The 24,485-nt window shown below is 59.7% G+C and carries 29 protein-coding genes; 12 read left to right on the forward strand and 17 right to left on the reverse strand.

The features are described 5' to 3' along the window. Positions 1-87: 87 nt before the first annotated feature. Both galE and BM235_RS00190 read right to left on the reverse strand, forming a co-directional pair. Positions 88-1,074 carry a UDP-glucose 4-epimerase GalE gene (galE, locus tag BM235_RS00185; protein ID WP_090108525.1) on the reverse strand — a complete coding sequence of 329 codons (987 nt, stop codon included), beginning with the start codon at positions 1,072-1,074 and terminating at the stop codon, positions 88-90. A gap of 1 nt (position 1,075) precedes the next feature. Next, entirely contained in the window at positions 1,076-2,257 is a 1,182-nt protein-coding gene (locus BM235_RS00190) for a galactokinase (RefSeq protein ID WP_090108526.1), read from the reverse strand. Positions 2,258-2,410: 153 nt separating this feature from the next. Between BM235_RS00190 and BM235_RS00195 the strand changes: the two genes are divergently transcribed. From BM235_RS00195 to BM235_RS00200, 3 genes are all read left to right on the forward strand, one after another. Then, positions 2,411-3,268, forward strand: coding sequence for an AraC family transcriptional regulator (locus tag BM235_RS00195; RefSeq protein ID WP_090108527.1), 858 nt, complete (start codon positions 2,411-2,413; stop codon positions 3,266-3,268). A gap of 148 nt (positions 3,269-3,416) precedes the next feature. Further along, entirely contained in the window at positions 3,417-3,584 is a 168-nt protein-coding gene (locus BM235_RS31865) for a hypothetical protein (RefSeq protein ID WP_158543623.1), read from the forward strand. 27 nt (positions 3,585-3,611) lie between these two features. Then, entirely contained in the window at positions 3,612-4,523 is a 912-nt protein-coding gene (locus tag BM235_RS00200; protein ID WP_158543624.1) for a LysR family transcriptional regulator, read from the forward strand. A 78-nt stretch (positions 4,524-4,601) separates the two neighbouring features. Here BM235_RS00200 and BM235_RS00205 read toward each other — a convergent pair whose 3' ends face one another. Both BM235_RS00205 and BM235_RS00210 read right to left on the reverse strand, forming a co-directional pair. Continuing rightward, a complete protein-coding gene (locus BM235_RS00205) occupies positions 4,602-5,597 on the reverse strand; it encodes a glycosyltransferase family 2 protein (protein WP_090108529.1) in 996 nt (331 codons plus the stop codon). Positions 5,598-5,642: 45 nt separating this feature from the next. Continuing rightward, positions 5,643-7,436 (reverse strand): glycosyltransferase family 39 protein, encoded by a 1,794-nt coding sequence (locus tag BM235_RS00210; RefSeq protein ID WP_090108530.1) that lies wholly within the window; start codon positions 7,434-7,436, stop codon positions 5,643-5,645. Positions 7,437-7,599: 163 nt separating this feature from the next. On the opposite strand from BM235_RS00210, the gene BM235_RS00215 reads away from it, so the two are divergent. Together BM235_RS00215 and BM235_RS00220 are read left to right on the forward strand one after the other, a co-directional pair. Then, positions 7,600-7,911, forward strand: coding sequence for a YtxH domain-containing protein (locus tag BM235_RS00215; RefSeq protein ID WP_158543625.1), 312 nt, complete (start codon positions 7,600-7,602; stop codon positions 7,909-7,911). Positions 7,912-7,989: 78 nt separating this feature from the next. Continuing rightward, positions 7,990-8,274, forward strand: a complete 285-nt coding sequence (locus BM235_RS00220) for a hypothetical protein (RefSeq protein ID WP_090108531.1) — start codon at positions 7,990-7,992, stop codon at positions 8,272-8,274. A gap of 83 nt (positions 8,275-8,357) precedes the next feature. On the opposite strand, the gene BM235_RS00225 is transcribed toward BM235_RS00220, so the two are convergent. The 4 genes from BM235_RS00225 to BM235_RS00240 all read right to left on the reverse strand — a co-directional run bounded on the left by BM235_RS00225 (position 8,358) and on the right by BM235_RS00240 (position 10,390). After that, positions 8,358-8,708: a hypothetical protein gene (locus BM235_RS00225; protein WP_090108532.1), complete on the reverse strand. Its 351-nt coding sequence runs from the start codon at positions 8,706-8,708 to the stop codon at positions 8,358-8,360. Positions 8,709-8,794: 86 nt separating this feature from the next. Further along, positions 8,795-9,577, reverse strand: coding sequence for a sigma-70 family RNA polymerase sigma factor (locus tag BM235_RS00230; protein ID WP_090108533.1), 783 nt, complete (start codon positions 9,575-9,577; stop codon positions 8,795-8,797). After that, positions 9,574-10,017, reverse strand: coding sequence for an anti-sigma B factor RsbW (gene rsbW / locus BM235_RS00235; protein ID WP_090108534.1), 444 nt, complete (start codon positions 10,015-10,017; stop codon positions 9,574-9,576). Before rsbW ends, BM235_RS00230 begins: the two co-directional genes overlap by 4 nt. Before the next feature lie 46 nt (positions 10,018-10,063). After that, complete coding sequence (locus BM235_RS00240; protein ID WP_090108535.1) at positions 10,064-10,390, reverse strand: STAS domain-containing protein; 327 nt, start codon at positions 10,388-10,390, stop codon at positions 10,064-10,066. Positions 10,391-10,549: 159 nt separating this feature from the next. On the opposite strand from BM235_RS00240, the gene BM235_RS31870 reads away from it, so the two are divergent. After that, the gene (locus BM235_RS31870) at positions 10,550-10,702 is read left to right on the forward strand and encodes a hypothetical protein (RefSeq protein ID WP_177244169.1); all 153 of its coding nucleotides are present in this window, start codon (positions 10,550-10,552) and stop codon (positions 10,700-10,702) included. Between the two features lie 54 nt (positions 10,703-10,756). Beyond that, on the forward strand, positions 10,757-11,986 hold the full coding sequence (locus tag BM235_RS00245; RefSeq protein WP_158543627.1) for an NAD(P)/FAD-dependent oxidoreductase: 1,230 nt from the start codon (positions 10,757-10,759) through the stop codon (positions 11,984-11,986). Between the two features lie 33 nt (positions 11,987-12,019). Here the strand turns inward: BM235_RS00245 and BM235_RS00250 are convergent, their stop codons facing one another. The 5 genes from BM235_RS00250 to BM235_RS00270 all read right to left on the reverse strand — a co-directional run bounded on the left by BM235_RS00250 (position 12,020) and on the right by BM235_RS00270 (position 15,919). Then, positions 12,020-12,565, reverse strand: coding sequence for a hypothetical protein (locus BM235_RS00250; RefSeq protein WP_090108537.1), 546 nt, complete (start codon positions 12,563-12,565; stop codon positions 12,020-12,022). A gap of 102 nt (positions 12,566-12,667) precedes the next feature. Then, positions 12,668-13,477, reverse strand: coding sequence for a CheR family methyltransferase (locus BM235_RS00255; protein ID WP_255373996.1), 810 nt, complete (start codon positions 13,475-13,477; stop codon positions 12,668-12,670). Positions 13,478-13,622: 145 nt separating this feature from the next. Then, on the reverse strand, positions 13,623-14,771 hold the full coding sequence (locus BM235_RS00260) for a PP2C family protein-serine/threonine phosphatase (RefSeq protein WP_090108539.1): 1,149 nt from the start codon (positions 14,769-14,771) through the stop codon (positions 13,623-13,625). 169 nt (positions 14,772-14,940) lie between these two features. After that, positions 14,941-15,267, reverse strand: coding sequence for a YflT domain-containing protein (locus tag BM235_RS00265; RefSeq protein WP_090108540.1), 327 nt, complete (start codon positions 15,265-15,267; stop codon positions 14,941-14,943). A gap of 76 nt (positions 15,268-15,343) precedes the next feature. Beyond that, on the reverse strand, positions 15,344-15,919 hold the full coding sequence (locus BM235_RS00270) for a DUF948 domain-containing protein (RefSeq protein WP_090108541.1): 576 nt from the start codon (positions 15,917-15,919) through the stop codon (positions 15,344-15,346). 384 nt (positions 15,920-16,303) lie between these two features. Between BM235_RS00270 and BM235_RS00275 the strand changes: the two genes are divergently transcribed. The 4 genes from BM235_RS00275 to BM235_RS00290 all read left to right on the forward strand — a co-directional run bounded on the left by BM235_RS00275 (position 16,304) and on the right by BM235_RS00290 (position 20,311). Further along, positions 16,304-16,468: a DUF1328 domain-containing protein gene (locus tag BM235_RS00275; protein ID WP_090108542.1), complete on the forward strand. Its 165-nt coding sequence runs from the start codon at positions 16,304-16,306 to the stop codon at positions 16,466-16,468. A 299-nt stretch (positions 16,469-16,767) separates the two neighbouring features. Then, the gene (locus BM235_RS00280; RefSeq protein ID WP_158543628.1) at positions 16,768-17,754 is read left to right on the forward strand and encodes a sugar phosphate nucleotidyltransferase; all 987 of its coding nucleotides are present in this window, start codon (positions 16,768-16,770) and stop codon (positions 17,752-17,754) included. Positions 17,755-17,796: 42 nt separating this feature from the next. Continuing rightward, positions 17,797-18,978, forward strand: coding sequence for a glycosyltransferase family 4 protein (locus BM235_RS00285; RefSeq protein ID WP_090108544.1), 1,182 nt, complete (start codon positions 17,797-17,799; stop codon positions 18,976-18,978). Then, complete coding sequence (locus tag BM235_RS00290) at positions 18,968-20,311, forward strand: hypothetical protein (RefSeq protein WP_090108545.1); 1,344 nt, start codon at positions 18,968-18,970, stop codon at positions 20,309-20,311. Before BM235_RS00285 ends, BM235_RS00290 begins: the two co-directional genes overlap by 11 nt. Before the next feature lie 672 nt (positions 20,312-20,983). Here the strand turns inward: BM235_RS00290 and BM235_RS00295 are convergent. The 3 genes from BM235_RS00295 to BM235_RS31875 form a co-directional block, all read right to left on the reverse strand. Then, on the reverse strand, positions 20,984-21,649 hold the full coding sequence (locus BM235_RS00295) for a hypothetical protein (RefSeq protein WP_090108546.1): 666 nt from the start codon (positions 21,647-21,649) through the stop codon (positions 20,984-20,986). Positions 21,650-21,786: 137 nt separating this feature from the next. Beyond that, positions 21,787-22,776: an RluA family pseudouridine synthase gene (locus tag BM235_RS00300; protein WP_255373997.1), complete on the reverse strand. Its 990-nt coding sequence runs from the start codon at positions 22,774-22,776 to the stop codon at positions 21,787-21,789. After that, positions 22,773-22,910, reverse strand: coding sequence for a hypothetical protein (locus BM235_RS31875; RefSeq protein ID WP_158543629.1), 138 nt, complete (start codon positions 22,908-22,910; stop codon positions 22,773-22,775). Before BM235_RS31875 ends, BM235_RS00300 begins: the two co-directional genes overlap by 4 nt. Positions 22,911-23,402: 492 nt before the next feature. On the opposite strand from BM235_RS31875, the gene BM235_RS00305 reads away from it, so the two are divergent. Then, the gene (locus BM235_RS00305; protein WP_090108547.1) at positions 23,403-23,732 is read left to right on the forward strand and encodes a hypothetical protein; all 330 of its coding nucleotides are present in this window, start codon (positions 23,403-23,405) and stop codon (positions 23,730-23,732) included. Positions 23,733-23,797: 65 nt separating this feature from the next. Here the strand turns inward: BM235_RS00305 and BM235_RS00310 are convergent, their stop codons facing one another. After that, a complete protein-coding gene (locus BM235_RS00310; RefSeq protein ID WP_090108548.1) occupies positions 23,798-24,466 on the reverse strand; it encodes a tetratricopeptide repeat protein in 669 nt (222 codons plus the stop codon). Between the last annotated feature and the right edge of the window lie 19 nt (positions 24,467-24,485).

Genomic DNA, 24,485 nt, shown 5'->3' on the forward strand with positions numbered 1-24,485 from the left:
TTCCCTTGTTGCCTGGCACGGCGAAGCCGGGCAAGAAGCGCGCGCATCGCCCATCGCGCATCGTTCCTCGCCCGGCCGCCCGCGTCTTTACTTGCCGTATCCGTTCGGATGCGCCGAATGCCAGCCCCACGCGCTCTCTACGATCGGACGCAGGTCGCCGTACTTCGGCGTCCACCCGAGCTCCGCGCGCGCGCGCTCCGACGAGGCGATCAGCACCGCCGGATCGCCCGATCGGCGCGGCACCACCTTGGCCGGAATCGGGTGACCCGTGACCTCTCGCGACACGTCGATGACCTGCTTGACGGAAAAGCCCGTTCCGTTGCCCAGATTGTAGACGGCGCTCTCGCCGCCGTCGCGCAGACGGTTCAGGGCGCGGATATGAGCGTCCGCCAGGTCGCTGACGTGAATGTAGTCGCGGATGCAGGTGCCGTCTTCGGTCGGATAGTCGTCGCCGAACACCGAGATGAATTCGCGCTGGCCGAGCGCGACCTGCAGCACGAGCGGTAGCAGATGGGATTCGGGCGTGTGGTCCTCGCCGATCTTGCCGCTCTCGTGCGCGCCCGCCGCGTTGAAGTAGCGGAGCGACACGTTCTTGATGCCGTGCGCGACGTCGAACCAGGAGATCATCTTCTCCATGGCGAGCTTCGTCTCTCCGTACGCGTTGGTCGGCTTGGTGCGGTCGTACTCGTCGATCGGCACCTTCTCCGGCTCGCCGTACGTCGCCGCGGTCGAGGAGAATACGATGCGGGAGACGCCCGCCTTCTTCATCGCCTCCAGCAGCACGAGCGTGCCGTATACGTTGTTATGGTAGTATTTGCCCGGATTCGTCATGCTCTCGCCGACCAGCGAGTTGGCCGCGAAGTGGATGACGCCGTCGATCTCGTTTTCGGAAAAAATCCGGTCCAGCAGCGCCTCGTCGCGCAGATCGCCCTCGTACAGCTTGCCGCCGAGCAGCGCTTCCTTGTGCCCTTGGTACAGGTTGTCGAGCACGACGACCTCTTCGCCCTTGTCCAGCAGCGCCGCTACCGTATGGGAGCCGATATAGCCCGCTCCGCCCGTCACCAATACCGCCATTTTAATTCTCCTCCTTCACTTCGTGAACGCCGTCGCCGATGTCGCATACGTAAAAATCCGCCGTCAATCCCGTCGCCGCCTTATACTTCTCGCCGACCTCGGCGATGAATCGCTCCGACTGATCCTTGTGCACGAGCGAGATCGTGCAGCCGCCGAAGCCCGCGCCCGTCATGCGGGAGCCGAGTACGCCCGGCACCTCGCGCGCCGCGGCCACCATCGCGTCGAGCTCCGCGCCCGTCACCTCGTACAGATCGCGCAGCGAATCGTGCGAAGCGTTCATCAGCTGCCCGAAAGCGGCCAGATCGCCCTGGCGCAGCACCTCCACGGAGCGGCCGACGCGGTCGATCTCTTCGACGACGTGGCGCGCGCGCTTTCTGACGATCTCGTCCGCGATCAGATGCGCGGTCTCGTTGAACTGGGCGAGCGTGAGCTGCCCCAGCAGCGTCAGCTCTGGAAATGCCGTGCGCAGGTCGCCGACCGCTGCTTCGCACTGGGCGCGCCGCTCGTTGTACGCGGAATCCACGAGTCCGCGGCGCTTGTTCGTGTTGCCGATGACGAGCTTGTAGTCGCCCGACTCGAACGGGACGAGCTCGTACTTCAAGGTGTCGCAGTCGAGCAGGATCGCATGATCCTTGCGCCCGTTGGCGACCGCGAATTGGTCCATGATGCCGCACTTGACGCCGACGAACTCGTTTTCCGCATGCTGCGACCAGAGCGCGATCTCGACCGTGTCGGTCTTGCGGCCTTCGAGCGTCAGCAGCGCGAACGCCGTGACGACCTCGATCGAAGCGGACGAAGACAGCCCGGCTCCGTTCGGAATCTCGCCGTGATAGAGAATGTCATAGCCGCGCGACAGCGAGATGCCCCGCTGAGCCAGCTCCCAGACGACGCCCTTCGGATAGTTGGTCCAGTCGTCCTCCTCGGAGAAGGCCAGGTCGTCGGCAGGGACGAGCCGCGACTGCGGGAAGTTCGTCGATGCCAGGTGCAGCTGACGGTCCGCGCGCGGCCGGATCAGCAGCGTCGTGCCGAAGGTGAGCGCGGCCGGGAAGACGGCGCCGCCGTTGTAGTCGGTATGCTCGCCGATCAGGTTCACGCGACCCGGCGCAGCGAAGATGCGGATGTCGGACTCGCCCTCGCCGAGGCGGGTGATGAATTGCTCGCGAAGCGTCGGATAATGAGGCATGATGGGATTCCTCCTGAATTAGGGCTGCGATTTACTATTAGTATAACGCCCGAAGGCGCGAGGGGGAAATGGCTTGAAATGCGGTCTCTATGGAGAAATGTGACTTCGTGCGGTACAATCGCCAATAGATGCCCGACAAGGAGACAGATCCCGATGAACCGAGCCCCCGACTACCGCGTAGCCTCCAATCCCGCGCGCACGCTCCCCCAAGGGCTTGCCGCGCTGTTCGCAGGCGAGAGCCAGACCCGTCCGACGCATCGCGTCGGACCGAAGGTCGTCGACTACTATTTGCTGCACCATGTGATCTCCGGACAAGGCGTCTTCGAGACCGAAGGCCGCGTCCACGCGCTCGGTCCCGGCCACACGTTTCTGATCCGTCCCAAACGCCTGTTCAGCTACGCCTCGCACGCGGACGATCCCTGGCGGTACCGCTGGGTCGCCTTCGCCGGAGATCGGGCGGACTCGCTGCTGGCCGAAGCCGGCATCGGCGCGGAGCGCTGGATCGTCGATACCGGCGCCTCCCGGGCGCCCGCCGACCGATGCCGCGAGATTTACGATGCCTTCCGCGCGCGGAGCCCTTCGGCTTCGCTGGAAGCCGCGGGCCGGCTCCATCTGCTCCTCGCCTCTCTCATGATGGCAGACGCGGAGCGCGCGGAACAGCCGCCGTTGGCCGATACGCACGGCGAGGAGCTTGTTCGCCAGGTCATCGGCTATCTGTCCACCCAATACGCCGAGCCGGTATCGATCGAGGCGATGGCGGAGACGCTCGTCTACAACCGGGCCTATCTGTCCCGCTTGTTCAAGCGCCACACCGGCGTGACGCCGATCGCTTTTCTGACGCGCATCCGGATCGACCGCGGCAAGCGTCTTCTGCGTGAGCGGCCCGAGCTGACGGTGGAGCAGGTCGCCTCCTCCGTCGGGTTTCCGGACGCCTTGTATTTTTCCAAGCAGTTCAGGCGCGCGTTCGGCGCGACGCCGACGGGCTATCGGACGGACACCTTGCGTTCCTGACCCGAATTCGCGCCAAGCGCCCATCTACGTTAAAATGATGGCGTTTCCATCGATAATATCGATAATCGGCATGCAAATCGCTCGATAACCGCCGGTCTTGCGAGGATGATAAGATATTCCTCAACAAACGGCCGAGGGGGCGATTTAGTTGTTGATCCAGGACCACAGTGCTTATAAAATATGGGATAACGAGATCAAAGAATACGAGCGGCGATGGGCATTCGAACGTCATCCCCACGAGATTAAGCGTCCCCGCCCGCAGGCTTCGGCCCACTGGCTGGCGCTGATGCTGCTCGGCTCGCTTCGCTGGTACTGATCCGCCCTCAGACAGGTGGTGGCAAACGTGGACTTTATTTATATCCGGTCTTTCATTGAAGTAGCGCGCTGCCACAGCTTCACCAAGGCGGCCGAAAATTTGGGCTACGTCCAGTCCAGCGTCACGACGCATATTCAGAAGCTGGAGCAGGAATACGGCGTGATCCTGTTCGAACGGTTCGGCAGATCGATGAGGCTGACCTCCGCCGGCGAGCAGCTTCGCGATACGTTCGAGCAGATCCTGGCGCTGTACGAGAGCTCCAAGCATCTGATCTCCAGGCCCGCCAAGGGACATCTGGACATCGGCACGATCGAATCGCTCTTCTCCTACTTCCTGCCCCCGGTCTTCCATCAGTATCGCCGCGTCTATCCCGAGATCAACCTTCAGGTGCATCCGATCACGGAGACCCAGATCCTGCAGCTGATCAAGGCCGGCGAGATCGACCTGGGCATCGTCCTCGACCAACCGATCCAGGAAGAGGACATCGAGGCGATCAAGCTGCGCGAGGAAGAGCTGGTGCTGGTCGCGAGCCCGGGACACCGGCTGCAGCAAGCCGTCCAGATCTGCGCCGCCGACTTGAACGGCCAGTCTTATATCGCGACGGAGCACACGTGCACGTACCGCAACGCCTTCGAAAAGCTGCTGGGCAAGCACGGCGTCGCCTACGACGTGCACCATGAGTTCGGCAGCCTCGAGGCGATCAAGCAGTGTGTCTCCTACGGGCTCGGCATCGGGCTGCTGCCTCGGATCGCGGTCGTGCGGGAGCTTGCGGAGGGCACGCTGATCCGGCTCCCTTTTTCCCACCCGGACATTACCTTTTACACGCAGATCGTCATTCACCGCAAAAAATGGCGCGATCCCGCGATTCGCCATATGATCGAGCTGCTTCGCGAGGCGGCCGGGCGGGAAGGCGAGGACGCGATACCGGCAGCGCTATAGGACAAGCGAAAAAAAAACGGGACACGGTGGAGCGCTAACGCTCTGCGATGTCCCGTTTTTTGATATTCATCGATGCGATCATCTCCGGAGCGCGTAAGGCGCCCGGTCCTGCGGCTCGCGCGAATCCTCGTGGGTGGCTTCGAAGTTCAGCTTGTCCGCCACCAGGTAGAGCGGCCGCCGCTTCGACTCTTCGTAGATACGGCCGATATATTCGCCCAGTACGCCGAGCAGCGACAGCGTGATCCCGTGGAAAAACAAGCTGATCACGATGAGCGACGTCCATCCGGCGGTCGTCGTGTCGGTGAAGATGCGCTGGCAAATGACGACGATCAGGTAAATGAAACCCGCGGCCGACAGCAAGAAGCCGAGGATGCCCGCTATCTTGAGCGGCTTGGTCGAAAAGGAGGTGATCGCGTCGAGCGACAGCCGGACCATCTTGCGCAGCGGGTACTTGGTCTCGCCGGCGAAGCGCTCCTCCCGCGCGTACTCGAGCCCGATCTGACGATAGCCCGCCCAGGCGACCATGCCGCGGATGAAGCGGCTCCGCTCGCGCATGCCGCTCAGCGCGTCGCAGACTTTGCGGTCCATGAGCCTGAAGTCGCCGGTATCTACCGGGATGTTGACGGAGGTCATCGCCGCCAGCGTGCGATAGAACCACTTGGCGGTCGTTTTTTTGAACCACGTCTCGCCTTGCCTGGAGATGCGCTTGCCGTAGACGACGTCGTAGCCTTCGCGCCAAAGCGCCAGCATCTGCGGGATGAGCGCCGGCGGGTCCTGAAGGTCCGCGTCGATCAGGACGACGGCTCTGCCGGAAGCGTGGTCCATGCCCGCGGTCACGGCGATCTGGTGGCCGAAGTTGCGCGCGAAGTCGAGCAGCTTCACCCTCGCGTCCCGGGCGCAGATTCCCCGCACGATGGCGGCCGTTCTGTCCCTGCTGCCGTCGTTGACGAATACGAGCTCGAAGCTCTCCCCCGTCGCCTCCAGCACCTCGGTCAATTTCGCATAAGTGGTCTCAATGACCTCTTCCTCGTTATACATCGGGACGACGACGGACAGCGTCACCACAGCAGCCATGCGGCTTCCTCCTTCACGCGCCTGAGCGACGGCACGGCATGTCGATTAAAATCCCCAGCTCGGCAGCCATCGTATGCCGAAGTTCATCCACTCGCGGCTGATGGTCATGCCGGTCAGGACGGGATAGAACCAAATGAACAAGACGGCGGCGCCCGCCACGACGAGCACGGTGAACGTCCTGCCGTAGTACCAGCGCTGCTCCAGCCATCGAAGCATCCACACGATGGACAAGATCAGCAGCGGCACCATCGGGAAGTAGTGGTACAGGAACGTGATGCTGCGCGGCGAGACCATCCACGGGACGTAAAACGACAAATACATGACCGCGATCGTCAGCACCGCCTTGTCCCTGTTGCGCGCGCCCAGCCACCAGGAGAGCAGCATGGCCGCCAAACCGCCCCACCAGATCAACGGATTGCCGATGGCCGCGATGCTCTGCGCATCTCCCTTCGCCAGATCCTTGCCGCCGTAATACCAGACCGGACGCAGCATCACGGGCCACGTATACCATTTGGACGAGTACGGGTGCTTCTCTTTGACGCCTTTATGATAGTTGTAAATGTCTTTTTGGTAGCGCGGCAGATCCTTCAGCCCGTCGTCCGCCTTGGTCGCCTTTTCATAAGGTATGTACGAAGCCGCGTAAATCCCCGCAGGAACCGCCACGAACAGAATCACGCAAGACAGCAGCGTCAGCGTCAGCTTCTTGAAGTACGCGCTGCCGTATTCCCAGCGGGACTCGCGCCAGCGCCTGTACAGCGCCAGGAACAACAGGACGGCAAGGCCTGCGCCGCCGTACATGTAGTTCCACTTGACCGCAGCGGCGCAACCGAAAAAAATGCCGGACAGCGCCAGATAGCCGAAACTTCGGCCGAAGCCCCCGCTTTCCCATTTTTTCTCTCCGTACTTATACATAAACGTGTACATCAAAATCGTGAAGGTCACGCCGAATACGTCGACGTTGGCCATCCGCGAATGAACGAGATGGAAGCCCTCCAGCACGAGCAGCAAAGCCGCGATAAACGCGTAGCGCGTGCTCCGGAACATCGCCCTGGCGGCGGCGTAGAACACGGGCACCATCAGCGTGCCGCACACGGCCGCCATGAACCTCCACCCGTACGGCGTCATATCGAACAGGCGAATGCCGAACGTGAGCAGCCACTTGCCGAGCGGGGGATGCGTCCATTCGTAGGGCTGGATCTCATGGATGAATTCGTAGGCGGTGCGTCCGTGATAGATCTCGTCGAAATACATGCTGTTGCGATAGTCCGGCCGGTACGGCGCTTCGTCCTGCTCGTCGAATACCTGCTCGCCGCCGCCCGCCGAGGTCTCTCCCTTGGCGCCGGCCGGCTCGATATTCGCGATGGCGATCCGCGCCTTCGTATCCGCCTCGAAAAAGCCGGCCTCGTAAAGGCTGTACCCGGTGCGCTTGGCCGTAAATTTCATATACCGCGCGCTGACGGGCTTGTCCTCCGCCATCCAGGTGAACACCCGGCCCGTCTTGTGCTCGACCGTCAGATATGGCGACCAGTTCACGCCGTCGGCCGACGATTCGATTTGCGTCTCGCCGGCGGCTCCGGGTCCTTCGTACAGGCTGATGCGGCCGACCTGTCGCAGCTCTCCGAAGTCGGCTACGAAGCCTTCGCCCGATACGTCGGGCCGCCAGAAAGTCTGCGGCGCGTGCCGATCGCCCAGATCGTGGAGCGACAGCCATGCCGAGACGAGCATCAGGATCCCGATCAAAATAAAATCGATTCGGCCCCAAGGCCTCCTGTCCCGCTCCGATTCGCTGCGGCTCCAGCCGTACGAAGACAGGCTGCCGCCGTATTCTTGTGATTCCATGAACGTCCTCGCCCTCTTTGATCATCTGCTACCTATTGTAGTCTAAAGCACGCCTTGCGGAAAGTCCGCAATGATTCAGCGCCTACTCGCAGGGGTAAAAAAACTCAAGCAGGACGTTAACACTTATAACAAAATGGCTCAGCCATTACAAGGAGGAATTCACATGGCAGGAATGGTTAAAGGTGTTGTTATCGGCGGCGTAGTAGGCGCAGCGGCAGCGTTGCTGCTGGCTCCGAAGCCGGGACGCGAAACGCGCCAGGATCTGATGAACGCATATAGCAAGTCCATGGATAAATCGAAGGAGTGGGTTTCCACTGCCGGAACGAAAACCCAGGAGCTGGCCTCCAAAGTAGGCCAACAAGCTTCGGATGTGATCGGCCAGACCAAATCGGCATTGTCCAGCGCGAAGGACGGCATGAACGGCGCCAAGGACGACATCACCGGTTCCCTCCAGGAATCGACGAAGCCGAACTGAATAACCCCCAAAAGCCAACCCCGAGCCCGCTCGGGATTGGCTTTTGTCTGTGCGAATCCACGAAAAGGGGCGATCGAAATGAATGATTCCAAACAGCCTGACATTCGGGAGGCAGTCGCGGAAAGTGCCGTCGTAAAGCCGGATGCGACGACGGACCGCGCCAATGCCGATTACCGGCCTGACGAAGACAGCCGGCCCTCCGGTCCGATCGAGACCCGTTCCGTAGAGGAGGCGATGAACGGCTCGATGGTGCAGGACTTTGACGATCTGAAGCGTCTCGGCCGCGACATGGAGCGCGTCAAGACCGGGAGCGAACTAAGCGAGGAAGGCCTCGTCAGCGATCCGATCCAAGAGAAAGCCTGATGACCCGGCATGGGAAGGCAACCAACGACAAGCGCATTAAAAAAGGGCCTCGTCGGAGGCCCTCATTTATGTTGCAACCGGTTTCATCCTGTCTGCTGAATGCCGTGCTTGATGGCCTCGCGATTGAGAAGCGACTTCAGGTCGGATGCGTCGAGTTCCTGCTTGAGCAGCGATACGACTTCGATGGAAGGAACGCCGTCTCTGACGAATTCACCACCGGAGAGATGGTAGCCGAATTCCCTCGCAATGGTGTACGACTGGCAGAGTTGATCCGCCGCGTGTACGGCCTCTTGCTCGGATGCATATTCGGCTAACCGGTTGCCGTTGCCAAGTGGCGTTTTGCGGGATTGGATGCTAAGTGTATGGGCCTCGTCTTTTTGCCTGACCACGATGTCGCACTCGAAGCATTCGATTCGATATTTGACTGTCATCATGTCCACCGCCTTCGGCGAAGTGAATGGTGTAGCTTACCGATTATTACCCGGCGGCGGGAATGTAGAAACAGTCGATCGAATTGGAATTAATCGGAATCCCCGTCGTCGCCGGGTTCGGTAAGCCAGCCTTTCAGCTTCTCGATGGCGCGACGCTGGATGCGGGAGATGCTCATCTGCGACACCTGCAGCCGGTCGGCGGCGCTTCGCTGGGACAGCCCTTCTTCGTACAGGAGCAAGAGCACCTGCCGTTCCTCGGGCTTCAGCTTCATCATCGCTTCCTGCAGATCGATGCGGCGGTCGACGCCGGCAAAGTCGTCGGCGGTGGAGCCGATCAGTTCGCCGAGCGTGGCGGTGTTTTCTTCCTGCGATACCGGCGTATCCAGCGAGACGTAGTGATGCAGCTCGCGTCCGGCCAGCACCTCGAGCGTATCCTCGACGCTCATCTCCAGGAATTCGGCGATCTCTTCTACGCTCGGCGAGCGTTCGAGGCGTACGGTCATCTCGTCGATCGCTTGCTGCACGACGAGCCCCTTCTCCTTGATTCGCCGCGGCACTTGAATGTACCAAGACTTATCGCGGAGATAATTTTTCATCTGGCCTACGATGCTCTTCATGGCGTAAGGCTCGAACGGCATGCCCAGATCGGGGTCGAATTGCTTCAGCAGCCTGAACAACGTCATCCGGCCGACCTGGAACAAATCTTCTTGCAAGCTAAGATGGCTGCGCGACATTTTGTGCGCGGCCATGCGAACGAGCGGCTCGTAGTGCCGGATCAGCTCCTCGGCCAGCTCGTTGCGCAATGTTTTCTGGTACTCCAGCAGCTTCAAGATCGCGTCGTCGGGCAGACGGGCGCTCGATTGAAGACTCATACCGTTTCTTGCGCCAGCCGCCGTTTTGTTAGGATGACGCTCGTGCCTTGATTGCTTCGGATCTCCACTTCGTCCATCAACGCTTGCATCAAGTAAAGTCCCAATCCGCCCGACTGGATTTCATCGATGGACTTTCCATGCAAGGTGGACGTGGACCGATCGGTCACCGATTCGAAGCTGACGCCCGAGTCGCTCACCGCGATCTGGAGACGGTCTTCGTTTATGATGGTGAAGGATACCTCGATCTGGCCCGGTTGAGAATGGTCGTAGGCATGCAAAACGGCGTTGTTGCAAGCCTCCGAGACGGCAACCTTCATATCTTCGATTTCTTCGAACGAAAATTTCATCTTGGCGGCTATGCCGTACAAGGTCAAGCGGATAATGTCAACGAACTCGGCTTTGGCGGGTACCGTCAGCGTCACTGTCCCATCGTTTCTCATCGTTGTTTCGTCCTCGTTCCCTTCGGAATGTAATTGCTCGCTCGCGTTAAGCATTTGGAGAAGCGGCCAAAAACGGGGTGATTCCCGTCATGTCGAATAATTTTTGAATCGTCGAAGGCACTTCTTCTACTCCGAAAGGGGCGTTGCGAGCATGACGGGCCTTCACGATGCTGATCAGAATACCGATGCCGGTGCTGTCGATGTATTTGAGGTCCCGAAGATTAAGTACGAGCTTGCGGTCGGACAATTCCATCAGGGGCTCCATCACGGAGCGCATCTGCGATGCAACCTCGAGATCGAGTTCGCCCGCGATCCGCACGACGGTCAGGCCGTCCAGATTTTCTGTTTGAAAAGTCAATTTTTCGTTTTGCATACGAAACCCCTCTCCGTTATTCATAAATTTTATTACCCCTCGCCTTCGCCTATTGAAACAGCCTTATCCTGGGAAAAGCCCTTTGTTTGGGGCCGTTGGCGGTCGGGTAAAGAAGCATATCCCAACGCAGGATAACATTTCACGAAGGAGCTGAACAACATGAACAAGGATGTCGACATCGAAAGGCACGAGGTGCAGGAAAAGTCGGATTCCAGCATGGTTTGGTCGACCTTCATCAAGTATGCCGCATATTTGATCATTTTCTTCGGGGTACTGTATCTGGTGATCTACTACTTGCTGCCGCTCGTCTAACCGGCGCCCATTTCGGATATACTTGGACGAATCCCACTTGACGGAGGCGTTCCTTTGCACCCGCTATACTTCGGTTCCTTGCTCTGGCCTTCCGCCGGCGGCGAACCTGCCCGGTACCCGCCCCTCTCCGGCGAATCCGAGCGGTGCGACGTTTTGATCGTCGGCGGTGGCTTGACCGGCACGCTGGCCTGCGACATCTTGGCCGCGGCCGGCATGTCCGTCGTCCTCATCGACGAAGGAAGAATCGGCGAAGGCAGCTCTGCCGCCAGCACCGGTTTGCTACAATATTCCAATGATATCATGCTGACGGACCTCTTGTCCCAACTTGGCGACGATCGGGCCGTGCATTTTTATCGCGCGTGCAAAAATGCCTTAGAGCGTCTGTGCCTGCTCGCGGAGAGACTGCCTGCGGATGTGGCCTTCAAAAAGCGCAGCAGCCTTTACTTCGCCAGCTCCTCCGCCGACGTCCCTCAGCTCAAGGCGGAATACGAAACCCTTCGCGCGCACGGCTTCAGCGTCGACTGGCTGGACGAAGCCGGCATTCGCGCTTTTTTCCCGTTCGCCAAGCCTGCGGCGATCGTGACGAACGGCGACGGCGAGTTGAATCCGTACCGCTTTGCGGTCAGGCTCGCCGAACAAGCGTCGGAAAAAGGCGCGCGCATTTACGAACATACGGCCCTGAAGTCAGTCGAAGGACCGAAGGGCGATTTGCTGTGCCATACTTCCTGCGGCGCAATTAAGGCCTCGTTCGTCGTTTACGCAGTCGGCTATCAACCCGAGATCGCCGGCATAGCCCGGCTCGGCGTCAAGTTCGCCCGTACCTATGCCATCGCGACCCGAATCGTGCCTTCGCTTGCCGATTGGCACCAGAGGTGGCTGCTGTGGGAAACCGCAAGGCCTTATTTGTATGCCCGCACGACGCCTGACGGCCGCGTCGTGATCGGCGGCTTCGACGAGGATATTCGCCAGCCCGTCGCCTCGCAAAGCGAATTGAACAAGTATGCGGATCGGCTGCTCAAGGAAGCCCGGAAACTTTTTCCCGGTATGTCACTCGAACCGGAGTACGCCTGGAACGGAACGTTTTGCGAATCCAAGGACAATCTGCCTTGGATCGGGGAGGATCCGGAGCGTCCCGGCCGCTATATCGCGCTAGGGTATGGAGGCAACGGCGCCGTATACAGCATGCTCGCGAGCGATATTCTGCTGGACGCGTTCCAAGGCAAGACTGGTCCGCTGGACGATGTCGTCGGGCTTCGCAATCGAAGAACCGGTCTGCCGAAGTAGCGCAGACCGGTTCTTCTTGAGTTGCGGCGGACGTCAATGAATCACTTCGACCGCTCCCGCTTGGCTCAAAAGGCTGCCCGCCTGATCGTCGGGGCGCTCGCCGACGACCACGAGGTATCGCCCGCCGTTCACTTCCTCGGCAAGTCGATCCGCGTTGCCTTCCGGCAGGCCGAGATCCGACAGCACGTCATCCGTATGCGGTCCGTCGCCGTCCACGTCCAGCAATCCGCCGCCGCGCCCCGCCAAGCCTGCCGCCGCTAAGCCCGCCGGTACGACGCCGCCCACGTATCCGCCCGTTCCGCTAACCTGCGGCGTCGCCAGGAGACCGGCTGCCGGAAGCGGAAGCACGCCTTCATCGCCCCACGACCCGTCGCGGTCGCCATAGGTCCGATCCCTGGCTTCTTGGATACCGGTGATGCTCTCGACCTGGATCGAATCGCTGGCGGACAGCAGCGGGACGTTCTCCTCGCTCTTGACGATGACGCGCACGTCGTCGCGATGCGCGCCGTTGGCGCGAAGCAGCTCCACGGCGTCCAACACGCGTTGTTCGCTTTCAAAAATGCCGATCGTGACTCCCATGGCCATTCCCTCCTTATAGGCGGCAATCGAATCCATCGCCTTTTTGTAATTTTACCCGAGGGAGGGCGCTTTGAACCGTGTGCGCCGCTTCAGACGCTCGCGTCAGAGGGGCTTGCGATAGATTCGGTACTCGTCGTTCCAAGTCTCGTAGCGTCCGGCGAAGCTCGTGAAGGCGACGGACTCCTTGTTGCCGAGCACGAGAAAACCGCCGGGCGCCAAGCTCTCGTACAGCAGCGAGTGAACCCGTTCGCGGAGTCCGGTATCGAAGTAAATCATGACGTTGCGGCAAAAAATGATCTGAAACTCGTTAAACGAGCGATCCGTCACCAGATTGTGCTCGGCGAAGACGATCCGTTCGAGGTATTTGGCATGCAGCATCGCTTGCCCGTGATTCGTTTCGTATAAAGATTCGAAAGGCTCTTTTCCGCCGGACTGCTCGTAGTTATGCGCGTAAAGGCTCATCCGCTCCTGCGCGATCAAGCCCTGCCTGGCGCGTTGAAGGCTCGTCTCGCTGATGTCCGTCGCATAAATGCGGGCATGATTCAACATCCGGATCTCGTCCAGCAGAATCGCCATGGAGTAGGCTTCTTCGCCGGTCGCGCAGCCCGCATGCCAGGCGCGAATGAACGAAGCCTGCTTCAGGATCGGCATGACGCGCGACCTGAGAATCTGGAACAAGCCGGGATCCCTGAACATCTCCGTGACCGGAATGACCAGATCGGACAGCAGCCGTTCGAAAGCCTCGCGATCGTGAAGCACGAGATTTTGCAGCTTGGATATCGTATCGAGCTGTTCGATCGACGCGCGATGCCATATTCTGCGGCGCAGCGACGGATAAGCATAATTGCGAAAATCGTAGCCGTACCGCTTGAACAACGCCTCCAGGAGGCTTTCGATCTCGATTTTTTCCAAGCGCTCGTCATAGGGACTTATATCTAAAAAATCGGTCAATGTAACACCACGCTTTTTATGATTCGCCTTTCGTCGGCTTGCCAGCCGAGAAGGACATGTCCCTCAATATCGCTATGTAAAGATGCTACTAACGTTATATGGCCGTCTATCGCATCGCCTTTTTAACTTCTACCCGGACCAGGCAGCGATCGTCAGGCCGCCGGTCCAAAGATTCCTGGACGAGCAGGCTCTCGAGCGCTTCGTGGTCGCCCTCGGACTCCAGAATCGTGCCCGTAAGCTGCTCGATCCGCTGCTCCATGTCGCCCGGGAACAAATCGAGCAATCCGTCCGTGAACAGATGAAGCACGTCTCCCGTGCGGATGCTCGCCGTCTCCATCTGCACGTCCATCTGCTCGAACATGCCGATCGGCGGCGCCGTCGCGGAGAGCTGCTGCGTGCCGCCGTCTCCTCTCGTGATGAGGCCAGGCGGATGGCCGGCATTGACGTATTCGATGATCCCGTTCTCGAGATCGATCCAGGCGCAAATGCCGGTGCAGTAGTATTGCACCATCTCGTTCTCGTATTGAAGCTGCAGCAAGCGCCGGTTCAGCTCGTGGACGATGCGCTTCGGCGTCACCGTCGTGCGCATCGCTTCGTGCAGCACCGACGCGGTGAACATGCTGATCAGCGAGGAAGAGATCCCGTGTCCCATCGCATCCATGATGGCGATCAAATAATGGTTCGAATCGAGCGCATGCCAGGCATACAGATCTCCCGCCAGCCCTTCCGACGCGCGGAAGAACGCCTGCACGCTCAGATTTTCGCCGTCGACGTCGTTGGGCATGACGGCTTCCTGGACCTGCCTTGCCAGGCTCAGCTCCTCATGCAGCCTTCGATCCCGCTCTTTATGCCAGTCGAGCTCGGTCTTCAGGCGAAGGGCCGATCGAATCCGCGCCAGCAGCTCGATCTTGTTGATCGGCTTGGTCACGTAATCCGTCGCTCCGGCATCAAGCGCCTCCGCCAGCTTGCGGGAGTCGCCGATCGCGGTCACCATGATGACCGGGATATCGCGGAGACGTTCGTCCTTCTGAAGCAAGCCGCACGCCTCGATGCCGTCCATGCCGGGCATCATCAGGTCGAGCAGGATCAGATTAATCGCCGTGGGCGCCTGGGCGCCGCGATTGTCCGAGCGCAGTATATCGAACATCTCATCGGCCGAATAAGCGATCTGCACGTCCTCGTATCCCGACCGGTTCAGCATCTCCCGGACAACCATCACGTTCATCGGATTGTCGTCTACGACCAAAATGCTCATTGTTCAATTCTCCTCGCCTGTATCATACGTTAAAGTTATCGCAGCAAATGGCCGCTGTAAAGCAAAGCCGGCAAACGGGAATAAGGAATGAGCAGGCGAATGCCTCTCATTCCTTATTCCCGTCAACCAGCCTCCCTAATCTCGGAAAGCGAGCCGCGTAACCTGTGGATCAATGCTTCGCGAGAACGAGCACTTTGCCCCGGTCAAGCTCCGCTTCGTATTGCTCCGCCTCGGAGGCGTCGAATCCGAGCGACTTGATCTTCGACCTGAGCTCGTCGCCACGATCCCTGAACAGGTTCGCCACGGATTGGATCACGCCCTCTTCGGAAGCGCCGATCGTGTTGGCGTTCGCCACGTCCGCGATCCGGTCCGTGCGGCTCTCGCCGTGCGCCAGCACGTAAATTTCCTCTTCCCGGTAGCCTTGGCGGTGCAAATCCTTCACCGTATCAAACGCTTCGAGTCCGTTGTTTACCAGCTTGGCGTATGCTCTATCCATATCGATTCCTCCTTGTCGTTGTTCTTATTTTTGTCTTTCATCTTATCGACTAGACTATACCTTCAACTCAAAATCGTCAGTTGTGACTGTGTCCGTTATATACCCGATGCGAACCGGGTTGAAACGGTTCCGGGACGTACGCGGCGCTGTCGTACAGACGATGCTCCTCTTCCTGACGCTCGGCCGAGAGAACCGCTTTTTCCTCTTTGTTCTGCTGCTTGGCGCTTCGAATGGCCGATACGACGTTCATGCCGATCTTGAACCATTCGGTCCATGTCTTCTTGTGTTCGGGACCGGGCTCGAGCGCGGCTACCTGTTGCCTGACCGCACGGGACAAGGTCGACGAGATATCCCTTACGGCCCCCGTCGTCTCCTTCAGCGTCGTACCGGCATTGCGCGCGGCGTGGAAGAAGTCGTCCGTCGAACGAATCTTGTTCTTCACGTCCTCGGAGATGACCTTGACGTTGTTGGTCAAGTCCTCGACTTTCGTATGCAGCATCCCTACCGTCTGATTCGCTTCCTTGATCGTGCCTTGGACGGAGACCAGCGTCTCCCGTGCCGCCTTCAAGGTGACGATCAAGTATACGCAGAGGGCGGCGAAGCTGATCGCGACGACGACGACGCTCCAAGCCATCAATGCCTGGTTGCTCATGCGTATCACCTTCCTTTCTCGGGAATTTCGATTGTCTCTTGCATATCGTCAATTACCCTTGCCGCCGAGCGGCGAAACCAAGTTCCGGGTCTCTCCGGGCCGAAGCTTAAAGACCTCCCGCACGTAAAAACAAGAAGTTAATGTAGGATTAAATTGCCTCGATCCGAAGGTGATTCAGCCGGTTAGGGCAGTGGTAAGGATGCAGCAAGATCATACCGATGCTCGAAACTAGCGGGGGCTGGACAGGGCGATATGAAATCCGCGGACATTCGCGGCGCCCGTTCGGCAAGGCGGTGGAGTCGTTCCATTGAAAGAGCTCGGCCATCCCGACCCGCCACGATCCCGCAAGGTATGACCATCATTCCATACTTAGGAGGCGTTCTTATGTTATACTGGGCATTTATTTTCCTGCTCGTCGCCATCGTCGCTGCCATCTTCGGATTCGGCGGCATCGTCGGCGCAGCCGTCGGCGTAGCCAAGTTCCTCTTCTTCCTGTTCCTGATCCTGTTCGTCGTCTCGCTCATCTTCGGCCGTCGCCGGAATTTATAACGCGCAAACGCGCAGCGACTGGTAAATCGCTTCTTATATACTGCTTAAATGCGCATTTATATAAGAAGCGCTTGTACCTGAGAGCGGGCATGATCGCAAAAGGCAATCGGCTGCGGGACCATCCCGCAACGGTTGTCTTTTTGCTGCGTTCGCCCGACCGGATCGTTCGGATAAGAAAGGCGGAATGCATGATTTTCTGACAATTCCTGTTTCATCGGCCGTCGAAATGCGTTAAGTAAAGTACATGCCGCTTGTGCCGTATGGCGATGGCAATCCCCGTCACGGAGGTCGACACGCCCATGCAAGCATTGTTACTCGGCGCGAATCCGGCGGCAAGCCGCTTTGGAGCATGGACGACCCCAGTCGTCAATCGCCCTTGGATCGAGCATTTGGTCTCGCAGGGACGCGATCAAGGCGTCCTCGAACTCGTCGTCGCGGTCGGTCAGCAGGACGGGGCAGAACTGATGGAACTGCTTGGAGACGGATCCCGATTCGGCATACGCGTCGCTTATCTAACCGGTTGGGAGTCGTTCGGCACGGCGGGTACGATCAAGGTGGCCGAACCGCTGCTTCAGGACCGGTTCATCGTTTTGCATCCCGCTGCCGTTCACGCGTTTCGCCTCGACGAGGCGATGGCGTACCATGCCGATCGGGACGCGCTGGCGACGCTTTGCCTTACGCCGTGCGGATACGATTCGCCTTACGGATTCGCCAAGATCGGATCCGAAGGGGACGTCCTCTCGCTCGTCCCGGAGCCAAGCCCGCAGAATGCGCCGTCTAACCTTCTCAACTCGGGCGTATATATGATGAGTAAATCCGCGCTGTCGCACATCCCGGACGGACGTCACGTCTCATTGGAAAACGAAACATTTCCTCTCCTGATCGGCAATGGAAGCAAGATTTCCGGCTACATACCGGATACCTATTGCATGATGGCAACCTCGCCCGAGAGCTATGCCCAGATTCACTGGGACCTGCTTGACCGCAAGCTTCCGCTTTCGATCAGCGGTACGGAAATGAACGAACAAGGCATTTGGATCGGCAAAGGCGCGGTCATCGGAAAAGGCGTGCTGCTCGTGCCGCCCGTCGTGATCGGAGCGTACGCCAAGATCGGCGACAAAGCGATCGTCGGCCCGTATTCGGTCATCGGCTCCCATAGCACGATCGGCCAAGGCGCCAGAATCACCAGGACAATCGTCCCTGCCCGATCCGTCGTCGGCGATTCGTCGCGAATCAGCGAGCATGCTTTCGGCTCCGGCGTCCCAGTCGCCGAAGCTACTCTTTGAAGTTAGCAGATTAGCTACTACAAGCTGGAGGTGCGACATTTAATGAGTCCAAAAACATTTCAAATCGCCTATGTGAGCACCTACGTACCGAAGAAATGCGGCTTGGCCACGTATACGCACCATCTTCGGGAAGCGGTTCGAGTAGCCCACAACGGCATTTTTCCGGATCCGATCGTCGCCATGTGCAACGAAGACGAGCTGGAGCTTTATAATGAAAGCTTTCACTATCCCCTTCTTAAAAACGATAAAGAAGAATACCGCAAGATGGCGGATTATTTGAACCGAAGCGCCGTCGACATCATCTCCCTTCAGCACGAGTTCGGGATCTTCGGCGGAGAAGCCGGCTCCTACGCGCTCGAGCTGCTGAACAGGCTGAACAAACCGGTCGTCACGACCTTCCATACCGTATTCGAGGACCCGCAAGAACCCTATGCCGCCGTTCAAGCCGAAATCGCGAACCGAAGCGACCGCATTCACGTCATGAACCGCAAAGCGATCGGTTATCTGAACGACAACTTCGGCATCCCGCTGGAGAAGATCTCCTATATCCCGCACGGAACGCCCGTGCCGAGCAAAGCGGACCGGATCCGGACGCGCAGCGAATACGGCTGGGAGCAACGCAAGGTCGTCTTCCAATTCGGCCTGCTCAGCCGCAGCAAAGGCGTAGAGCTGATCCTGCGCTCTATGGCCGCTGCCGTCAAGGCCGTGCCCGATCTGCTGTACGTGTTGGCCGGACAGACGCATCCCGAAGTGCGCAAGCACGAGGGCGAAGCCTACCGGGAAGAGCTGAATGCCTTGATCGAGGAACTCGGCCTGCAGCATCATGTGCGCATGATCGACCGTTATATTCCGGAAGAAGAGCTCACGTCCCTGCTGCAAGCGTGCGATCTGTACGTCACGCCGTACCCCGGCATGCAGCAGATCACGAGCGGCACGCTGGCCTACGCGGTCGGGCTGGGTCGGCCGGTGCTTAGCACGCCTTACATTTATGCGAAGGATCTGCTTCAAGGCTGCGAGGAGCTCCTGCTTCCGTACGGCGACGTCGAGGCTTGGGGCGTGAAGCTGATCGAGCTCTTCTCTTATCCGGAGAAGCTCAAACTGTGCGAGAAGATGGTTGCCGATATCGGAAAAAGCATGCAATGGCCGGTCGTGGGCCAAGAATACCTGCAGCTGCTGGAACGGACCGCTGCGGAGAAGCGTTGGAGGATGGCCGATGTTATATAACCCGAAGGGGCGGAGCCATCCGCCCTCTTTTACCCATTTGCGGCGAATGACGGACGATACGGGACTGCTCGAGCATGCGCTCGGGCGAACGCCCCGCAGACGCGAAGGCTATACGACGGACGATAATGCGCGATCGCTCTGGGCTGTCACCGAATGGCTGCGGGACGTGCCCGGCGCGGAGGTAAGCGAAGCGGATCGGCTTCAGCTGCTCGAGCTGGCTTCCATTTATTTATCGTTCATGCTATGGCAGCAAAAAGAAGACGGCTGGTGGCACAACAACGTCGCCTACGATCGCTCTCCGGAGTCCGAATCGGTCTCGTACGACTGCCAGGGACGGTCGATCTGGGCTTGCGTCAGCGCTTGGGTGGGACTGCCCGACTCGCACAAGGACGCGGCGAAGGCGATGTTCGAATGCGCGATGCCTACGCTGGGACGACTCGGTTCGCTGCGGGGCAAGGCCTACGCGCTGTCGGCTTGCGCGCATGCGCTCGAGAGCGAGCGTCTCGGCGCGATCTCCTTCAAGCCGGGCTGGCGCGAGCAGCTCAAGACGCACGTGGTGCGTTTTCAAGACGAGCTGATCGAGACGTTCTTGCGCCACTCGGACGAGGAATGGCGCTGGTTCGAGCCGCAGATGAGCTACGGCAACGGCGTGCTCCCTTGGGCGCTGCTGCGATCCTACCGGGTGACCCATGCGCCCGAAGCGCTGGAGATCGGTCTCGACAGCCTCTCATCCCTGCAAGCGGCGATGACCGCGGAAGAAGGGTGGTTCCGCCCGGTCGGCAATGCCGGCTGGCGCACGCGCGCGCGCAGCAGCAAATGGGACCAGCAGCCGCTCGAGATCTTCAAGCTGGCGCTGGCGCTCGAGGAAGGCGCCGTCGCGCTGGAGGAAGCGGGCAAGCAGGGCGTCGCGCTGCTGCTTGCCTACGATCAAGGCGTGCCTCCGCAAGGCGGCGGCGCGGATGCCAGGTCGGCGGGCGGAGACCGAGGCGCCAGCGGATTCCGCGGCGCCAGCGCCATCCGTGCGCCGGAGGTGGGGATCGCGCTCGCCGTCCGCTCCGAGACGGAGGACGGTCAGGCCGAGGAGCGCGGCGAAGCCAAAACGGCAAGCGAAGCCGACGCGCATGCGATCGAGGTGGCCGACTACGCGGCGCAGCTGCGGGCCGCGCGCAATCGCTGCCTCCAGTGGTTTTTCGGCGACAACGATCTCGGCGCCATCATGGCCGACGAAAGCGACGGCAGCGGCTGCGACGGTCTCCAGGAAAACGGCCCCAACGTCAACTGCGGCGCCGAGTCCACCATCGCTTATCTGATGACTTCGGCCTTGTGCCGCTGAAGGCTTGTACACGTTTAGCGGATCCCCTGCCGGGAGGCGGGGGATTTTTAGTGATTGGCGGAGCGATTCGCCAACTGTTGATCTACGTGCATACTTGGGCAAGTTACTCCTCGCTCCCGCGCCAACTGTTGATCTACGTGCATACTTGGGCTGGTTACCCCTCGCTCCCACGCCAACTGTTGATCTACGTGCATACTTGGGATGGTTCCCCCTCGCTCCGCGCCAACTGTTGACCTACGTGCATACTTGAGCTGGTTACCCCTCGCTCCCGCGCCAACTGTTGATCTACGTGCATACTTGGGCAAGTTACCCCTCGCCCCCGCACCAACTGTTGACCTACGTGCATACTTGGGCTGGTTACCCCTCGCTCCCGCGCCAACTGTTGATCTACGTGCATACTTGGGCAAGTTACCCCTCGCCCCCGCGCCAACTGTTGATCTACGTGCATACTTGTGCTGGTTACCCCTCGCTCCCGCGCCAACTGTTGATCTACGTGCATACTTGGGCAAGTTACCCCTCGCCCCCGCGCCAACTGTTGATCTACGTGCATACTTGTGCTGGTTACCCCTCGCTCCCGCGCCAACTGTTGATCTACGTGCATACATGTGCTGGTTACCCCTCGCTCCCGCGCCAACTGTTGATCTACGTGCATACATGGGTCCTATTAAGTTTTCACTTTGCAAAAAATCGCATGAGCTTGCTGCCTTGAGACCATTTCAATTCGACCAGCCCCCTTTTTTCGAGCTGCAACAAGGTTTCTTTAATCGTCCGGTGACTAACATCTATGTCGTTGGATAGCTCACCAATCCTCACGCTTCCCGCGCGCTCCCGCGCATAATGCAAGATCGCCCGCTCGTATACGTTCAATCTCGGCCGATCCTTGGGAGCGATGAAGCCCCAGGATGACAGCGCGGCGAGCAGCGTCTGTTGGCAGCGTCTCGGCTTCTCGAGCATGTCGTCGCGCGAAAAGCGGAGCAGGTGCCAGCCGTCGATGAGCAAATGATTCTGCCTCTCCAGGTTATCGGCGTACTTCCACCGGCTCACGTCCCGCAAGTGCGTGCCGAAGGCATCCGCCTCCATCAGCAATCCTCGAGGACGCCGGATCGGATGGAGGAAGCCGTAGTCGCTGAAGCGCGTGCCGTCCTTCAGATCCGCGATCTCCATCTCGGGAATCAAGCCCGCGAGATCGCCTCTTACCTCCCACCAAACGTGCTGGGCCAGCAGCTTCTCGTTAAACCTGTCCAGCAGCAGTCTCCTTTTCCGCTCCCCCGCGCTCGCCTTGATCGCCTTTTCCATCATCTCGTCATAAGCGCGCTCGAATGCCGGATCCGTGCTCATGCTCATCTCTCCCCTCTGAAAATCAAAACAGGCCGCCCGCCGGATCTGCTCCGACGAACGGCCTGTGCTTCAGGACCATACGATCTATCGTTTGATTATAAAATACAATCTGCAGCGGAAAGAAGCAAGCGAATGTTTCATTCTCCAGCACGAAGCTTGGCCAGCGCAGCCTCGAAGTCCGCAGGCAACGGAGCCCGAACCGACAGCCGCTCGCCCGTCCAAGGATGCGGCCAGATCAGCCGCTCGCCATGCAGCGCCTGCCGTGAAATAACCGTCCGTTTGCCGCCATAGAGACCGTCGCCCGCCAGCGGATGTCCGATCGCGGCGAGATGCACGCGGATCTGATGGGTACGGCCGGTTTCCAGGCGCAAGCGCACGAGCGTGAAGCCTTCGAACCGTTGGACCGTCTCGTAATGCGTGACGGCAGGATCGCCGGTCTCGCTCACGCGTCGGCGCGTCGAATGGTGGCGATCCTGTCCGATCGGCAGGTTGATCGTGCCCCGATCCTGCGCGAGTTCCCCCTCCGCCAGCGCGAGATAGATGCGCTCGATCTCTTTTTCCCGCATCGCTTTGTCGTATTGATAATGGGCGAATTCGTTTTTGGCGTATAAAACGGGTCCCGTCGTCTCCTTGTCGATGCGATGGATGTGCCTGATGCGCACGTCCTGTCCCGACATCTCGTAGTAAGCGGCGACGCCGTGCGCCAGCGTTCCCCGTTGGCCGCGCTCGCTCGGATGAACCTCGTAGCCGGAAGGCTTGTTCACGACGAGCGTGAAGTCGTCCTCGTACAGCACGTTCAGCTCCATCCAGTCCGGCGGAAAGTCACGTGCTTCGCGCGGAAACAAGGCGAGCCTCAGCGAGGACCCTTGCTGTACGATGCCTTTGGTCTGCGCAAGCTTCGAAACGAGCTTCGGCGCCAGCGGCGTATGCTTCATGATCTGCTGAAGCGGCGCTGCGGCCAGCTCTCCCGGCAGACGAAGCTCCATCCACTCCGCCTTGCGGCGCCCGAGCTTGAGCAACGAATCGTCCATTCCGGCAAGGACGGACGCACGCGGCTCGGACCGACCGCGGCTCTTGTCGCTTCTGCCGCCAGCGCCGAAGCCGTCCGCAAGCGGATTGCCTTTCACGCGACTTCGAATACCGCCGCTTCCGCGTCCAGCGCCGGAAAAGCCTCGAGCCGCATCCGGTCTTGCCTGCTCGCGCCCGCCTCTGCCGCCGCCGTCGCGGCCGCCCCGGTCTGCTCCCGGCCGATCGGATCCATTTCTGCCTGTCCCGCTCCGGCTTTGCTCCGATGGACCCCTGCGGCCCCCCGCGCTACCGGCTCCCGGACCGCCCCGGCCGCGCTGCTGATTCCCGTCGCCGCCGAAGCGAGCGCCCTGCGACGTCCCCCGGCTTCCCTGCTGCTGTCCCTTTTGCTGCTTCGGCTTGCCTTGCCGATTGCGTCCGGCCCCGCTCATGATCTTCAACTCCGTACTCTCTTAGGTTCTTCTTCGCACAATATAAGTGAACGGCTTATGGATGTCAATTTCGCCGGCTTCCGGCCTCGTTCGCGCTCCTTCGTCGATTCCTATCAAACGCTGCAAAAGAGAGGTTTTGTCGGTTCCGGTCGGATCGGATTACAATTTGATTACAGACTGCGGTTTCGATGCTTACGGACAAATAGCGTCAATTTACACCCGTATTCAGGCCGGGACCTTCGTGTTATTTTGAAATCGGGGACATGCCCCGAACATCGCCAAGGAGGCAGAGCGCTATGAGTACGAATGAAGAGCAGCTGGACCAAGAGGTATTGGAAGCGCATACGGAAGAGCTTGGCGAGGAGGCTTCCGCGGAGGATACCGAGGCCGTCGCGTCCGCTGACGATTCGGACGAAGCAGAGGTCGAAGCGGCTCCCGCCGTCGAAGACGCCGTACTGACGGACGATTGGGCCGTCCAAGCAGATGCGCCTGCCGCATCGATCGAAATCGAAGAGGCGGCCGAATCGGACGCGGAAGACGCAGCCGAAGCCGTGGCGGAGGACGATGCCGAAGCCTCGGCGGAAGACGACGCAGCCGAAGAAGAAGAAGACGCGCTGGCGGATTGAAAATATTGAAATGCAGCGGGACCATGATGAAGGGTCCCGCTGCATTTTTAATGGCCGGCTCCGCGTCAGCGGCTGCGAACGGATGAGAGCAGCGCCCATCTGCGCTCGCGACGCTTCATGTAACGGGGAAGCGTTCGATAGACGCCCACGCAATCCCGATAGGCCTGCTTCGCAGCAGCGCGGTCCCCGAGCCTTTCGTAGATCTTCCCCAACAAGTAGTACGCCTCGCATGACGAAGCGTGCACGTCCTGAAACGCCCGCAAATAAGAAGCGGCCTTCTGGTCGTCCTTGCCTGCCCAGGCATCGCCGAGCAGCAAGTAAGGCAGTCCGAACTTGACGCGCGGATTGATCTCCAGCGCCTCGAGCATATGCTTTTCCCCGGCCTCCAAATGCCCCAGCGCCAGCTCGCACTGTCCCAGATCGCTCCAGTATTCGGCGGATTGCGCCATCCGGTCTTCCATGCCCGACAGCAAGCTCCGCGCTTCCTCGAACTTGCGCATCCCGATCAACTCGTGCGCGAGTTCCGACTTCGCAGGCGTGTCGTGCGGGTTCATCAGCAGCTGACGCCTCAGCTTGTTCGCGCGGCTGCGCCGCTTAAACGGCTTGAGCAGGCTCGGCGTAATGCCCAAAAACCGGCGGTCGAGCAAGTATAAAATGACGAGCATTACGATAAGAGCCAAAAACGGATTGCCGAGCAGCCAAGAAAGCAGAACAAAAACAAAGAAAATTTTCATCGAGCAACCTCCCGAGCGC

Origin of the sequence: Cohnella sp. OV330, from assembly GCF_900112065.1 — a bacterium.
Lineage (GTDB): Bacteria > Bacillota > Bacilli > Paenibacillales > Paenibacillaceae > Cohnella.